12 protein-coding genes and 1 pseudogene are annotated in these 14,522 nt (G+C 72.9%); all 13 read left to right on the forward strand.

Annotated elements, in window-relative coordinates:
* Positions 1–967: pseudogene (locus RYN42_RS16375) on the forward strand (hypothetical protein); the annotation flags it as partial.
* Positions 957–1,580 carry a hypothetical protein gene (locus RYN42_RS16380; protein ID WP_315097875.1) on the forward strand — a complete coding sequence of 208 codons (624 nt, stop codon included), beginning with the start codon at positions 957–959 and terminating at the stop codon, positions 1,578–1,580. The pseudogene RYN42_RS16375 and the gene RYN42_RS16380, both read left to right, overlap by 11 nt.
* The gene (locus tag RYN42_RS16385) at positions 1,567–2,973 is read left to right on the forward strand and encodes an AMP-binding protein (RefSeq protein WP_315097876.1); all 1,407 of its coding nucleotides are present in this window, start codon (positions 1,567–1,569) and stop codon (positions 2,971–2,973) included. The genes RYN42_RS16380 and RYN42_RS16385 overlap by 14 nt, the downstream gene beginning before the upstream one ends.
* A 248-nt stretch (positions 2,974–3,221) precedes the next feature.
* The gene (gene ileS / locus RYN42_RS16390; protein ID WP_315097877.1) at positions 3,222–6,440 is read left to right on the forward strand and encodes an isoleucine--tRNA ligase; all 3,219 of its coding nucleotides are present in this window, start codon (positions 3,222–3,224) and stop codon (positions 6,438–6,440) included.
* The gene (locus RYN42_RS16395; protein ID WP_315097878.1) at positions 6,437–7,825 is read left to right on the forward strand and encodes a folylpolyglutamate synthase/dihydrofolate synthase family protein; all 1,389 of its coding nucleotides are present in this window, start codon (positions 6,437–6,439) and stop codon (positions 7,823–7,825) included. The genes ileS and RYN42_RS16395 overlap by 4 nt, the downstream gene beginning before the upstream one ends.
* A gap of 188 nt (positions 7,826–8,013) precedes the next feature.
* A complete protein-coding gene (gene dhaK, locus RYN42_RS16400; RefSeq protein WP_315097886.1) occupies positions 8,014–9,003 on the forward strand; it encodes a dihydroxyacetone kinase subunit DhaK in 990 nt (329 codons plus the stop codon).
* A 52-nt stretch (positions 9,004–9,055) separates the two neighbouring features.
* Positions 9,056–9,688, forward strand: a complete 633-nt coding sequence (gene dhaL, locus RYN42_RS16405) for a dihydroxyacetone kinase subunit DhaL (RefSeq protein WP_315097879.1) — start codon at positions 9,056–9,058, stop codon at positions 9,686–9,688.
* Positions 9,685–10,389: a dihydroxyacetone kinase phosphoryl donor subunit DhaM gene (dhaM, locus tag RYN42_RS16410; protein ID WP_315097880.1), complete on the forward strand. Its 705-nt coding sequence runs from the start codon at positions 9,685–9,687 to the stop codon at positions 10,387–10,389. Before dhaL ends, dhaM begins: the two co-directional genes overlap by 4 nt.
* 72 nt (positions 10,390–10,461) lie before the next feature.
* Positions 10,462–11,076: a helix-turn-helix domain-containing protein gene (locus RYN42_RS16415; protein ID WP_315097881.1), complete on the forward strand. Its 615-nt coding sequence runs from the start codon at positions 10,462–10,464 to the stop codon at positions 11,074–11,076.
* 43 nt (positions 11,077–11,119) lie between these two features.
* Positions 11,120–12,781: an MDR family MFS transporter gene (locus RYN42_RS16420; RefSeq protein ID WP_315097882.1), complete on the forward strand. Its 1,662-nt coding sequence runs from the start codon at positions 11,120–11,122 to the stop codon at positions 12,779–12,781.
* A gap of 9 nt (positions 12,782–12,790) precedes the next feature.
* Entirely contained in the window at positions 12,791–13,192 is a 402-nt protein-coding gene (locus RYN42_RS16425; RefSeq protein WP_315097883.1) for a DUF4233 domain-containing protein, read from the forward strand.
* Between the two features lie 20 nt (positions 13,193–13,212).
* Positions 13,213–13,656, forward strand: coding sequence for a nucleoside-diphosphate kinase (ndk, locus tag RYN42_RS16430; protein ID WP_315097884.1), 444 nt, complete (start codon positions 13,213–13,215; stop codon positions 13,654–13,656).
* A 45-nt stretch (positions 13,657–13,701) separates the two neighbouring features.
* The coding region (locus RYN42_RS16435; protein WP_315097885.1) for an AAA family ATPase at positions 13,702–14,522 on the forward strand (821 nt) is incomplete at its 3' end.

The following is a 14,522-nucleotide window of genomic DNA, read 5'->3' on the forward strand; positions in this document are numbered from 1 at the left end:
GGACCCCGCGGTGGTGGGTGGGCCGGCCCCCGACGCGCCGACGTCCCAGAGCGCGACGGGCAACGGGCTCGAGCCCGCCGCGCTGCACGCCCTGCTCACCGCGCTGGGCGGCACGACCTCCGCGCAGCAGGTGGCGGCCGCCTGGTACCGCGAGCGCGCCGCGCCGCACCTGGTGCCGTTCCCGGTCCGCGAGGGTCCGACCACCTCCGAGCAGCTGCTGGGTGGGCTCGACCCGTGGGAGGTGGGCGACGACCTGTCCACCATCGACTGGTCCGGGACGGTGACGGCGTCGCCGGTGGTGGTGCCCGGCATGACCACCGTGCAGCGCGCGTACCTCGAGGACGAGCAGGTGGAGCCCCGCACACGGCCCGTCGACCTCGACCTGTACCTCGACTCCTCCGGGTCGATGCCGAACCCGACGACGTCCGCGGCCCCGATCGCGCTGGCGGGGGCGGTGCTCGCCCTCTCGGCGCTGCGGGCAGGGGCCCGGGTGCAGGCGACCACGTGGAGCGGATCGGGTCAGGCGATCGGCACCGACGGTTTCACGCGGGACGTGGACGCGGTGCTGGCGGCCGTCGTCGCGCACATCGGCGGTGGGACGTCCTTCCCGCTGGCGCTGCTGGCCCGGACGCACCTGGGTCTCGACGGGGCGCCCCCGACCGCCACCGGGCCGACGCACATCGCGGTCATCTCCGACGACGGCGTCTCGACGATGTTCCGCCCCGAGACCGGGCAGCGGACGGCGGGAGTGGCGCGGACCGTGCCGGACGACATCGCCTCGCGCGCGCTCGCGGCGGCCGGCGGGGGCGGCACCCTGGTGCTGCAGACCTCGCCGGAGGGTCGGCACCGGATCGCCTCGATGGCGAGCGGCTACGCGGTCTACGCGGTCGCGACCGACCCGGACCTGGTCACCTTCGCGCGGGACTTCTCGCGCGCCACGTGGGGGAGGACGAACCGTGCGCGCTGACACCGCGGCGCCGCCGCAGGGGCCGACCCTCGCCGCCGTCCGCCATCGTCTGAGCACCGCACCGCCGGACCTGTTCGAGCCAGAGGCCTCCGTGACCGCGCTCGTCGCCGACCTGGCGGTCGAGCTCGACGGCACCGTGCTGGCCGCCGACTCGCTCGCGCGCCTCGATGGGGACCTGGGCGCCGGAGACGAGGCCGCCACCACCCGGCGCGTGCTCGTGGGCCTGGTCTGCTGGCTGGTGCTGGACCCCGCGGTGCGCGGCGGCCCGGGTGTCCGGGAGGCCGCCTCCCGCCTCGGTGGCGCCTCGCACTGGATGCTCGCCCTCGTCTCCCGGGTCCAGCACGAGCTGGTGGGTCTGCGCCCGGACCGCGACTGGGTCCTGCTCGACGAGGCGCGCGAGGAGCTGGCGAGGGCGTTCCTGCGGCTCGGGGGAGTCCTGCCCGCGGGCGAGGGCGCGGCCGAGGCGCACGACCGGTGGCTCGCGGTGAGCACCGTCTACCAGCGTGACCTCGTGCGGGCGATGGCCGTCGAGCAGGCGCGTGCCGAGGAGCTCGAGCGCGCGCTCGCGGCGCAGAGGGCCAAGGAGGCGGCGGCGCAGTATGCCAACTACTGAGGGCGCCCCGGTCCCCGACCCCGCCCTGGTCGGCTACACACCGATGGGTTCGGTCGGTCTCACCGACGCCGAGCGCTGGCCGACCCTCGACGACGACGGCCACGCACGGCTGGCGGCGCTGCGCACCCACCCGGACGCGCCCACCTGGGTGCACGCGACGGGCGACCGGCTCACCGCGGCCGACGAGCCGGCGCTGGCGGCGTCGGAGCACGGCCCCGCAGGCACGGACTGGGTGGCCGACCTGATCGCGCGCGTGCACGCGTCCGTCCCCGCGTACCGGCGGGCGCAGCGCGAGGGCCGCAGCGGACCGGGCTCGGACCTGTCCGAGCTGCCGACGGTCACGCGGCAGGACCTCGTGGACCACGTGGCGGCGTACGTCCCGGTCGACGTGCCCCTGGACCGCGTGCTCGAGGGGTCCAGCTCGGGCAGCACCGGTGCCGCGCTGAACGTGCCGCTCCACCCGACCAGCGTCGCGGCCGACCTCGTGCTCCTGCAGCGCCTGGTCGCGGCGACGGGGGCCGCCTGGGAGCCGGATCCCGCGCGCCTCGGGCTGGCCAACGTCATCGACCAGCGGACGGCGTTCACCTACGCGTCCGCGATGACCGCGTTCCGTCGCCCGGCGGGCGCCCCGGCGCCGCTGATGGCGCGGGTCAACCTCAGCGGGTGGGACGACCCGGCGAGCCGGGACCGGTTCCTGGTGGCGCTGGACCCGCAGGTGCTGAGCACGGCCACCCTCCCGCTGCTGCGCCTGCTCGAGCTCGACCTGGACCTGCACCCGGTCGCGGTGGTCAACGGCGCGACCGATCTGCCGACCGCCGTGCGCGACGCGGTCGCGGCCCGGTGGCACTGCCCGGTGATCGACCTCTACGGGCTGCGCGAGACGGGTCCGGTCGCGGCGTCCGCCGACGGCCGCGGGCACGTCCTGGTCCCGCGCCGGGTGCACGTCGAGATCCTCGACGCCGCGGGCGAGCCGGTGCCCGAGGGCACCCGCGGCGAGATCGTCGTGACGGTCGACGAGAACCCGTACCTGCCGCTGCTGCGCTACCGCACCGGCGACCACGCGTCCCTCGTCCGCGACGACCGCGGCACCGTCCTCGTGGGCCTGGAAGGGCGCGCGCCCGTGCTGTTCCGGGCGGCCGACGGCACGGCCCGCCCGTCCATCGACGCCACCCAGCTGCTCCAGGCGTACGGGCTGGTGGCGTACCACCTGCACCAGGACGCGGACGGCTCCGTGCACCTGCGGGCGCTGCCCCTGCGCGGGATCGGTGGGGACCCCCGAGCGGCCGCGGACGCCGTGCAGCGCTGGCTCGGTCGCCCGGTCGCCCTCACCGTGCTGGACGACGCCGGGGAGCTCGGCACCGGCAAGCCGCGCCGTTTCTCGGTCGACGACTGAGCGGGGCCGTGCGTTACCCTGGGCCGCACAGGCGTCGACCCGGCCATCACCGGCGAGCCTCCGGAAGAACGGGTGCGCGAGCACCTCAGTAGAACCGGACGGGTAGGCCCGTCACAGCCCTCATCAAGTGGTCGACGCCCCGGTGACGGGGAGCCGGCAAGCGAGGTGGTACCGCGGTGGAGCCCGGCCGGTCCGGACCCATCGTCCTCGCAGCCGAGAGCGACGCACGACCACAGGAGAGCCCGACCGTGGCCTACCCGCTGCACCGCCAGAACGATGTTCCCGCGTCCCCGGACCTGCCCGCCCTCGAGAAGGACGTGCTCGCCTACTGGGAGTCCGACGGCACGTTCCAGGCGTCCATCGACGCGCGCGAGGCCGGCGAGCACGGCAGCAACGAGTACGTCTTCTACGACGGCCCCCCGTTCGCCAACGGCCTGCCGCACTACGGCCACCTGCTGACCGGCTACGCCAAGGACGTCGTCCCGCGCTACCAGACCATGCGCGGCCACCGCGTCGAGCGGCGGTTCGGCTGGGACACGCACGGGCTGCCGGCCGAGCTCGAGGCGCAGCGGCTGCTCGGCATCACGGACACCGCGCAGATCGAGGAGATGGGCCTGGCCGCGTTCAACCAGGCGTGCCGCGAGTCCGTGCTGCGGTACACCGGCGAGTGGCGCGCGTACGTCACCCGGCAGGCGCGCTGGGTCGACTTCGACCACGACTACAAGACGCTCGACGTCACGTTCATGGAGTCGGTCATCTGGGCGTTCAAGCGTCTGTACGACCAGGACATGGCGTACGAGGGTTACCGCGTGCTGCCGTACTGCTGGCGCGACGAGACCCCGCTGTCCAACCACGAGCTGCGCATGGACGACGACGTCTACCAGTCCCGCCAGGACCCCGCGCTCACGGTCGGGCTGCGGCTCGAGACCGGCGAGCTCGCCCTCATCTGGACGACGACCCCCTGGACGCTGCCGAGCAACCTCGCGGTCGCCGTCGGCCCGGACGTCGACTACGTGACTGTCGAGCCGGGACCCGACTCGGCGTTCGCCGGGGAGCTCGTCGTGCTCGCGGCCGCACGCCTGGGCGCCTACGCCAAGGAGCTGGGGGAGGCGACGGTCGTGGCCACGGTCACGGGACGCGATCTCGCGGGCCGCCGCTACACGCCGCCGTTCGACTACTTCGCGGGCCGCGAGAACGCCCACCAGGTGCTGCTCGCCGACTTCGTCACCACCGAGGACGGCTCGGGCATCGTGCACCTGGCGCCCGCGTTCGGCGAGGACGACATGGTCGCGTGCGACGTCGCCGGCATCGCGCCCGTCGTCCCCGTCGACTCCCAGGGCAAGTTCACCACCGAGGTGCCGGACTACGTCGGGCAGCTGGTGTTCGACGCGAACAAGCCGATCATCGCGGACCTCAAGGCCGGCTCGGGTCCACTGGCTCGCGTGGACGCGCAGGTCCGCTCCGTGCTGGTGCGCCACGAGACCTACGAGCACTCCTACCCGCACTGCTGGCGCTGCCGGAACCCGCTGATCTACAAGGCGGTGACCAGCTGGTTCGTGCGCGTGAGCGACTTCCGCGACCGCATGGTGGAGCTCAACCAGGACATCTCCTGGACGCCGGAGCACATCAAGGACGGCCAGTTCGGCAAGTGGCTGTCCAACGCCCGCGACTGGTCGATCAGCCGCAACCGCTACTGGGGCACGCCCATCCCGGTGTGGGTGTCCGACGACCCGGCGCACCCGCGCGTCGACGTCTACGGCTCGCTGGCCGAGCTGGAGGCGGACTTCGGGCGGGTGCCGACGAACGAGGCGGGCGAGCCGGACCTGCACCGACCGTTCATCGACGAGCTGACGCGCCCGAACCCGGACGACCCGACGGGCGCCTCCACGATGCGTCGCATCCCGGACGTGCTCGACGTGTGGTTCGACTCGGGCTCGATGCCGTTCGCCCAGGTGCACTACCCGTTCGAGAACGCCGACTGGTTCGAGCACCACTACCCCGGCGACTTCATCGTCGAGTACATCGGCCAGACCCGCGGCTGGTTCTACACGCTGCACGTGCTGGCCACCGCGCTGTTCGACCGGCCCGCGTTCCGCAACTGCATGTGCCACGGGATCGTGCTGGGCGACGACGGCCGCAAGGCCAGCAAGTCGCTGCGCAACTTCCCGGACCCGGTCGAGATGTGGGACGTGTACGGCTCGGACGCCGTGCGCTGGTTCCTCATGTCGAGCTCGATCCTGCGCGGGGGCAACCTCATCGTGGGCGAGGAGGGGATCCGCGACGGCGTGCGCCAGGTGCTGCTGCCGCTGTGGAGCACGTACTACTTCTTCTCCCTCTACGCGGGCGCCGCGGACGGCGCCGCCGGGTACACGGCGAAGGCCGTGGACGCCGAGCGCGCCGCGACGCTGGCGCCGATGGACCGGTACGTCCTGGCCCGCACGCGGGACCTGGTGGCGCGCACCACGGAGCAGCTCGATGCCTACGACATCGCGGCCGCGTGCGAGACCGTCCGTGAGCACCTGGACGTGCTGACCAACTGGTATGTCCGCACCCAGCGGGACCGGTTCTGGGCGGAGGACGCCGACGCGTTCGACACGCTCTGGACCTCGCTCGAGGTGCTCACCCGGGTCATGGCACCGCTCGCGCCGCTGGTCTCCGAGGAGGTCTGGCGGGGCCTGACGGGCGGGCGCAGCGTGCACCTGACCGACTGGCCGACGGTGGACGATGCGGTCGTCGACGGCGCCCTCGTCGTCGCGATGGACCAGGTCCGCGCGGTGACGTCGACCGCCCTCGGCCTGCGCAAGGCGGCCGGCGTGCGCGTGCGGCAGCCGCTGCACTCGCTCACCGTGGCGGTCGACGACGCGGACGCGCTGGCTCCGTACGCCGACCTGCTCGCGGCCGAGCTCAACGTCAAGCGCGTCGACCTCGTCACGGCCGACTCCGGCACCGCCGAGCGCTTCGGCATCACCCAGCGCCTCGCGGTGAACGCCCGTGCGGCCGGACCGCGCCTCGGTCGCGGGGTGCAGTCAGTCATCAAGGCGTCGCGCGCGGGCGACTGGCGCGTGGACGGCGACACCGTGGTGGTCACCACCGACGACGGCGACGTGGCGCTCGAGGCCGCCGAGTACGAGCTGACGACCGTGGTCGGTTCTGACGGCGGCGCCGCTGCCGTCCTGCCCGGCGGCGGGTTCGTCGTGCTCGACCTCACCCTGGACGACGACCTGCGGGCCGAGGGCTACGCCCGCGACGTCGTCCGCGCGGTGCAGGACGCCCGCAAGGCGGCCGGTCTGCAGGTGGGGGACCGGATCGTGCTCACGCTCGACGTCCCGGCCGAGCACGTGGCGGCGGTCGAGCTGCACCAGGACACCATCGCCCGCGAGACGCTGGCGGTCTCGGTGGCGATCGAGACGGGGCCGGCGCTGCTGGCCACCGTGCGCGCAGTCGAGGCCGGAGGGTACGAGGCATGAGCCCACACGAGCACGGCGGGTCCGACCACCTGCGCAAGCAGGCCGAGAAGGAGGCCCGCGCGGCCGCCGACGAGGTCTACCAGGGGATCCTGGCACGCGCGCCCGAGCACGAGATCGACCCGAGCTTCGAGCGGACCCTGGCCGTCATGGAGCTGCTGGGCGACCCGCAGAAGGCGTACCGGGTGGTGCACGTGACGGGCACCAACGGCAAGACGTCCACGGCTCGCATGGTCGAGCGGCTGGTCCGCGAGCACGGCCTGCGCACGGGCCGGTTCACCAGCCCGCACCTGTCCCGCGTGAACGAGCGGATCGTCATCGACGGTGAGCCCATCAGCGACGAGCACTTCGTCGAGGTGTGGCAGGACGTCGCGCCCTACGTGCACCTGGTCGACCAGCGCTCCGCGGAGGAGGGCAAGCCGCAGCTGTCGTTCTTCGAGGTCTTCACCGTGATGGCGTTCGCGGCGTTCGCGGACGCACCGGTGGACGTCGCGGTGATCGAGGTCGGCATGGGCGGGCTGTGGGACTCCACCAACGTCGCCGACGGCGAGGTCGCGATCATCACGCCCATCTCTATGGACCACGAGCGCTACCTGGGCGACACGCTGCTGGACATCGCGTCGGTCAAGGCGGGGATCGTCAAGGACGGCGCCACGCTCGTGCTCGCCACCCAGCAGGAGGACGTCGAGGGCGTCGTGCTGGCGGCCGCGGCCGAGAAGGGCGCCCGCGTCGTGCGCGAGGGGGTGGACATCGCCGTCGGTGAGCGTCAGGTGGCGGTGGGTGGTCAGCTCATCTCGCTGCAGACGCTCGGCGGGACCTACACCGAGATCTTCCTGCCGCTGCACGGACAGTTCCAGGCGCACAACGCGCTGCTGGCGCTGACCGCCACGGAGGCGCTCCTCACGGGCGGCCGCGCCCTGGACCCGGGCATCGTCGAGATCGCGTTCGCCGACGTGGACTCTCCCGGCCGGCTCGAGGTGGTGCGATCCAGCCCGACGATCATCGTCGACGGCGCCCACAACCCGGCCGGCGCCGAGGCGCTGGTCGAGGCGATCGAGGAGGCGTTCGAGTTCCACCGCCTGGTCGGCATCGTCGGCGTGATGGCGGACAAGGACCCCGAGGGCATGCTCTCGGTGCTCGAGCCGCTGCTGGCCGAGGTCGTGATCACGCGTGCATCGAGCTCGCGGGCGCTCGACCCCGAGGACCTGGCCGAGGTGGCCATCGACATCTTCGGTGAGGACCGCGTGCACGTGGCCGAGCGGCTGAACGACGCCCTCGACCTGGCGGTGGCGCGCGCGGAGAGCGAGGTCGAGCGCGGCTCCGGCGTGCTGGTCACCGGGTCCATCCTGCTCGTCGCCGAGGCTCGCCGGCTGCTGGGCCGCCCCTGAGTGCTGGTCAGCCGTCCGGGTGGGACTGCAGTGGTCAGATGGAACTGTGCACGAACGTGCACCGGCGGCGCACGTCCTCCCCTTGACGACCGGATTGCCCGACAACAGGGTGAGGTCTGTCGGGACGCCGGAGTCCGCGACGGACGCGCGGGGCCCGCCGTGGGCGCCCGGTGGAAGGGATGGCTGCAGTGAAGAAGCTCATCAACGACCCGCAGACCGTCGTGGCCGAGTCCCTCGAGGGCTTCGGGGCCGCTCACCCGGACGTGGTGGCGGTCCACCGGGACCCGTGGTTCGTGGCACGGGCGGGCGGGACGAGCGCCGGCAAGGTCGGCCTCGTGAGCGGGGGTGGCTCGGGGCACGAGCCGCTGCACGGGGGCTTCGTCGGTGTCGGCATGCTGGACGCCGCCGTCCCGGGTGCGATGTTCACCTCGCCCACCCCGGACCAGATCGCGCCGGCCCTGCAGGCCGCGGACGCCGGCGCCGGGGTGCTGGCGATCGTGAAGAACTACACCGGTGACGTGCTCAACTTCGAGATGGCGGCCGAGGTCGCGGACGACGTCACGGTCCGGACGGTCGTGGTCAACGACGACGTCGCCGTCGAGGACTCGCTCTACACCGCCGGCCGACGCGGCGTGGCCGGCACGGTGGCCGTCGAGAAGATCGCGGGCGCTGCCGCTGAGCGCGGGGACGACCTCGACGCGGTCGCCGCGGTCGCGGAGAAGGTCATCGCCAACGTGCGCTCGATGGGCGTCGCCCTCACGGCGTGCACGGTCCCGCACGCGGGCAAGCCGAGCTTCGACCTGCCCGACGACGAGATCGAGATCGGCATCGGCATCCACGGCGAGCCCGGCCGCCGGCGCATCCCGCTGGCGGGCGCCGACGAGATCACGGAGATGCTGCTGACGCCCGTCGCGGACGACCTCGGCCTGTCGAGCGGGGAGAAGGTCCTGCTGTTCGTCAACGGCATGGGCGGCACCCCGGCCTCGGAGCTCTATGTCGTCTATCGTCGGGCTCGCGCGTTGCTGGAGGAGCGTGGGGTCGAGGTGACCCGGTCGCTCGTCGGCAACTACGTGACATCGCTGGAGATGCAGGGCGCGTCGGTCACCGTGCTCCGTCTGGACGACGAGCTGACCGCCCTGTGGGACGCGCCCGTGCACACGACCGCCCTGCGGTGGTGAGCGGACCGGCCGCCGCCGGCACAGGCACTGGACTGCTCGAGGGAGCGTGAGCATGACGCTGGACGTGGCGTGGGCGGTCGACTGGGTGCGCCGGTCGGCGCAGACCGTGACCGAGCACCGGGACGAGCTGATCGAGCTCGACCGGCAGATCGGTGACGGTGACCACGGCGAGAACCTGCACCGCGGCTTCACGGCGGTGGTGGCCAAGCTGGACGCGCTCGAGGCGGTGCCGGGAGACATCGGCGAGGTGCTCAGGCTCGTCGCCACCACGCTCATGTCGACCGTCGGCGGCGCGGCCGGCCCGCTGTACGGCACCGCGTACCTGCGGGCGGCCAAGGCCACCGGCGTGGCCGAGCTCGACAGCCAGGGCGTCGTCGCTCTCCTCGAGGCGGCCCTGGAGGGGATCGTCGCGCGGGGCAAGGCGACCACGGGCGAGAAGACCATGGTCGACGCCTGGACCCCGGCCACCGAGGCCGCCGTGGCGGCTGCGGACTCCGGGGCGTCGCCGGCCGAGGTGCTCGCGGCGGCCGCGGACGCCGCGCGCCAGGGCGCCGAGGCCACGATCCCGCTCGTGGCCACCAAGGGCCGGGCCAGCTACCTGGGTGAGCGGTCCGCCGGGCACCTCGACCCCGGGGCGCGGTCGACCGAGCTGATCCTGCTCGCGGCTGCCCAGGCGGCCGCGTGACGCGCGAGCACGCCCCGGTCGCCCTGGTGCTGGTCTCCCACTCCCGCGCCCTCGCGCAGGGTGCGGCCGAGCTGGCCGGGCAGATGGCGCCCGGGGTGCTGCTGGTCGCGGCGGGTGGCATGCAGGACGGCGGGCTCGGCACCAGCTACGACGCGGTCGAGGCGGCGCTCACCGAGGCGACGCAGGACGGTCGTTCGGCGGTCGTGCTCACGGATCTCGGATCGGCTGTGCTGACCGCTGAGTCCGTGCTCGAGCTGCTGGACGAGGAGGTCGCGGCGCGGGTGCGGCTGGCGGACGCGCCGTTCGTCGAGGGGGCCGTCGCGGCCGCCGTCACCGCGCACGGGGGAGCGGATCTCGCGGGCGTCCTGGCGTCCGCCGAGCACGCGGGGTCGACGTTCGGTGCCGCCGCCTCACCCGCGCAGGCTTCGGTGGCCGCGGACGACGGGGTGCTGCGCAGCACCGCGGTGCTGCGGAACCCGCTGGGCCTGCACGCCCGCCCCGCGGCAGTCGTCGCTCGCATGCTCGCCGCGTACGACGCCACGGTCCGGGTGAACGGAGCCAACGCCGCGAGCGTGCTCGAGCTCATGAAGCTGGGTGCCAAGCAGGGCGTCGAGCTGCAGATCGAGGCCGAGGGGGCGCAGGCGGCCGAGGCGCGGGACGCGCTGGTCGCCGCGGTCGAGAGCGGGTTCGGGGAGGTCTGACCGTCCCGTGTGAGGGACGGCACAGAAACGTGCGCGCACTGCAAAGTTGCAGTGTGTGTAAAGTTGCACCTCGTGCAGAACAATCTCGTCGACCCGCCCGAGGTCCTCGGCCTGCGTGAGCGCAAGAAGCGCGCGCGGCGCGAGGCGCTGATCGACGCGACCCACCGCCTGGTGGGGGAGCACGGTCTCGACGCGGTCACGGTCGACGCGATCTGCGAGGAGGCCGGGGTCTCGGTCCGCACGTTCTTCAACTACTTCGAGACCAAGGACGACGCGGTGCTCGGCCACACCCCGTGGCCCTTCGACTCGGCCGCGGGCGAGACGTTCGCGGCCGGCGGCCCCACCGGACACCTGCTCGCCGACCTGCAGGCGCTCGTCAGCTCCTTCCTCAGCGACCCGCCGATGGGCCGTCAGCGGCTCGCCCGGGCGCTCGAGCTCGCCGCGAAGGAGCCGCGGCTGCTCGCCCGCCACCTCGCGTGGATGGAGCAGCACAAGGGCCAGCTCTCCGCCCTCGTCGAGCGCCGGCTCGGCGACGACCCCCCCTACTCCTCGGAGATCGTCGGCGCCACGCTGCTCTTCCTCACCCACGCCACGTTCATGCGCTGGGACGCGGCCGGCGGGTCCGGCGGCGCGGAGGAGCACCTCACCGCCGTCGTGACCGACCTGCGCTCCATCCTGTCCGACTGATCTTCTCGTCCCCGCCCCCACTCCCCAGAACGAGGTTCCCCGCATGTCCACCGCAGCACCCCAGGCACCAGCGGCCGACAAGCCGCTGATCGTCCTGACCCCCAAGACCGTCTGGCTCATCTTCGGTGCGCTCATGGCGGGCATGTTCATGTCCTCGCTCGACCAGTCGATCGTCGGCACCGCGATGCCCACGATCGTCGGCGAGCTCAACGGGGTCGAGCACCAGGGCTGGGTGGTCACCGCCTACATCCTGGCGATCGCCATCGTGATGCCGCTGTACGGCAAGTTCGGCGACCTGTGGGGCCGGCGCTGGCCGTTCCTCATCGCCATCGGCCTGTTCACGGTCGCCTCGGCCGGTGCCGGGTTCGCCGGCTCGTTCGGCGAGCTCGTGTTCTGGCGCGGCGTGCAGGGCCTCGGCGGCGGCGGTCTGATGATCCTGTCGCAGGCGATCATCGCGGACATCGTGCCCGCCAAGGAGCGCGGCAAGTACATGGGTCCGATGGGTGCGCTGTTCGGCATCTCGGCGGTCATCGGCCCGCTCCTCGGTGGCCTCTTCACCCAGCACGCCGACTGGCGCTGGTGCTTCTGGATCAACATCCCGATCGGTGTCGCCGCGTTCGCCGTGGCCTGGTTCACCCTCAAGCTGCCCACGCACCGCTCCGGCAAGCGGATCGACGTCGCCGGCATCTTCTTCCTGGTCATCGCCACGTCGGGCCTCGTGCTGGCCACCAGCTGGGACAGCTGGACGGGCAACCGCGGCTACGACTGGGCCGACCCGGGCCTGCTCGCCCTCGTGATCGGCACGCTGGTCTCCATCGGGGCGTTCATCATGGTCGAGCTGCGCGCCGAGGAGCCCCTGCTGCCCCTGCGCCTGTTCAAGAACCCCACCTTCACCATCGCCACCGCGATCGGCCTCATCCTCGGCATGGGCATGTTCTCCGCCCTGGCCTTCCTGCCGACGTTCCTGCAGATGTCCACCGGCGCCGGCGTGACCGAGTCCGGGTTCCTGCTGCTCCCGATGATGGTCGGCGTGATGATCACCGCGATCGGCTCCGGCCTCGCGATCACCAGGACCGGCCGCTACAAGGCGTTCCCCGTGGTCGGCCTGGCCATCACCACGGCCGGCGTCGCGTGGCTGACCCAGATCACCGGCGACATGTCGATGGTGCTCTTCGGCGCGATGATCTTCGTGCTCGGCGCCGGCATGGGCCTGGTCATGCAGACGGTCGTGCTCGCCGTGCAGAACTCGGTGGACCCCCACGAGATCGGCACCGCGACCAGCACGAACAACTTCTTCCGCGAGATCGGCGCGGCGGTGGGCACGGCACTGTTCAGCACGATGTTCACCTCCCGCCTGGCGGACAACCTCGGCGAGGTCTTCGCCGGGGCGCCGGCGGGCGCGGGCGGCGACTCGTCGAGCCTGACGCCGGCCGTCGTGCAGGCGCTCCCGGAGCCGCTCAAGACCGGCGTGATAGACGCGTTCACCGACGCGCTCGCCCCGTCGTTCTGGTACCTCGTCCCCGTGATCGCCATCGGCTTCGTGCTGGCGCTCTTCCTGCGCGAGGTCAAGCTCTCCGACGTGGCCGGCATGGTCGCCCGCGGCGAGGCCGTCGCCGCCGGCGGAGCCGTCGTGACGGCGGACGCCGTGCTGCCCAACCCGCGCGAGGGCTCGTCCGACGACGTCGACGTTCCCGCCCGCCGGTAGCCTGGACCCATGAGCTCCGCCGTCCCCGACGGGCAGGCCGTGCGCCGCAAGCGTCCCGCGAAGCCCCAGTTCACCCAGACGATCCTCATCCTCGAGGCGCTGCTGGTGTTCTTCGCGACGCTCGTGGCGTACGGCCTGCGGCTGGCCCCCGTGGCGACGATCTGGTGGGTGGGCGGCAGCCTGGCGGTGATGCTCGTCCTGCTCTCGGGGTTCATGTCCCGGCCCGGGGGTTACGTGGCGGGGTCCATCGCCCAGGTGCTCGTGCTGGCCGGCGGCTTCTTCGTCCCGATGATGTTCGTGATCGGGGGGATCTTCGTCGTCCTCTGGCTGGTCGCGCTGCAGCTCGGCGGCCGGATCGACCGGGAGCGGGCGGAGTACGACGCCGCGAACCCCGGGGCGGTCGGGCCGTAGCGCCGGTTATCGTTCGTCCCATGACTGACGCACCCGACGCCCCCACGACACAGCGCACCCTCGTCCTGGTCAAGCCGGACGGCGTGCGCCGCGGCCTGTCCGGGGAGATCGTCCGACGCCTCGAGGCCAAGGGCTACACGCTCGTCGCCGTCGAGCTCCGCGAGGCCTCCGAGGAGCTGCTCGCCGAGCACTACGCCGAGCACGCGGGCAAGCCGTTCCTCACCCCGCTGATCGAGTTCATGCGTTCCGGCCCGGTCCTCGCGGTCGTCGCCGAGGGCCACCGCGCGATCGAGGGCTTCCGCTCGCTGGCCGGCGCCACGGACCCGACCGTCGCCGCGCCCGGCACCATCCGCGGCGACCTGGGCCGCGACTGGGGGCTGAAGGTGATCCAGAACCTGGTGCACGGCTCCGACTCCGAGGAGTCGGCCGCCCGGGAGATCGCCCTCTGGTTCCCGGCTCTCTAGGACCACCTCCCGGGAGCTGAGGTGCGCGCACCTTAGGCTCTGTGCGTGCACCTCAAGACCCTCACCCTGCGGGGGTTCAAGTCGTTCGCCTCGGCGACGACCCTGAACTTCGAGCCGGGCGTCACCTGCGTGGTCGGGCCCAACGGCTCGGGCAAGTCCAACGTCGTCGACGCCCTGGCCTGGGTGATGGGGGAGCAGGGCGCCAAGTCGCTGCGCGGCGGCAAGATGGAGGACGTCATCTTCGCCGGCACCGCCGGTCGCCCGCCGCTCGGTCGCGCCGAGGTGGCGCTCACCATCGACAACGCCGACGGTGCCCTGCCGATCGAGTACTCCGAGGTCACCATCTCGCGGACGTTGTTCCGCAACGGCGGGTCCGAGTACGCGATCAACGGCCAGGGCTGCCGCCTGCTCGACATCCAGGACCTGCTGTCCGACTCGGGCCTGGGCCGGGAGATGCACGTCATCGTCGGCCAGGGCCAGCTCGACGCCGTCCTGCGTGCCACCCCCGAGGAGCGTCGCGGCTTCATCGAGGAGGCCGCCGGGGTGCTCAAGCACCGCAAGCGCAAGGAGAAGGCGCTCCGCAAGCTCGAGTCGATGCAGGCCAACCTCACGCGGCTCGGGGACCTCACCGGGGAGATCCGGCGACAGCTCGGGCCGCTCGGTCGCCAGGCCGAGGTCGCGCGCAAGGCGGCGGTCGTCCAGGCCGACCTGCGCGACGCCCGCGCCCGGCTGCTGGCCGACGACCTCGCGCAGCTGACCTCCACGCTCGAGCAGGAGATCGCCGACGAGAGCGCCCTGCGCGCCCGCCGCGAGGAGGTCGAGGGCGCGCTGGCCGCCACGCGCGCCCGGCTCGCCACGCTCGAGCG

Source organism: uncultured Cellulomonas sp. (assembly GCF_963527515.1).
In the GTDB taxonomy this organism is placed as follows: Bacteria; Actinomycetota; Actinomycetes; order Actinomycetales; family Cellulomonadaceae; genus Cellulomonas.

Excerpts from the sequence above, each read along its gene's own strand:
- RYN42_RS16385 (WP_315097876.1), top strand. The coding sequence starts at position 1,567 with ATGCCAACTACTGAGGGCGCCCCGGTCCCCGACCCCGCCCTGGTCGGC.
- RYN42_RS16395 (WP_315097878.1), top strand. The coding sequence starts at position 6,437 with ATGAGCCCACACGAGCACGGCGGGTCCGACCACCTGCGCAAGCAGGCC.
- dhaL (WP_315097879.1), top strand. The coding sequence starts at position 9,056 with ATGACGCTGGACGTGGCGTGGGCGGTCGACTGGGTGCGCCGGTCGGCG.
- RYN42_RS16420 (WP_315097882.1), top strand. The coding sequence starts at position 11,120 with ATGTCCACCGCAGCACCCCAGGCACCAGCGGCCGACAAGCCGCTGATC.
- RYN42_RS16425 (WP_315097883.1), top strand. The coding sequence starts at position 12,791 with ATGAGCTCCGCCGTCCCCGACGGGCAGGCCGTGCGCCGCAAGCGTCCC.
- ndk (WP_315097884.1), top strand. The coding sequence starts at position 13,213 with ATGACTGACGCACCCGACGCCCCCACGACACAGCGCACCCTCGTCCTG.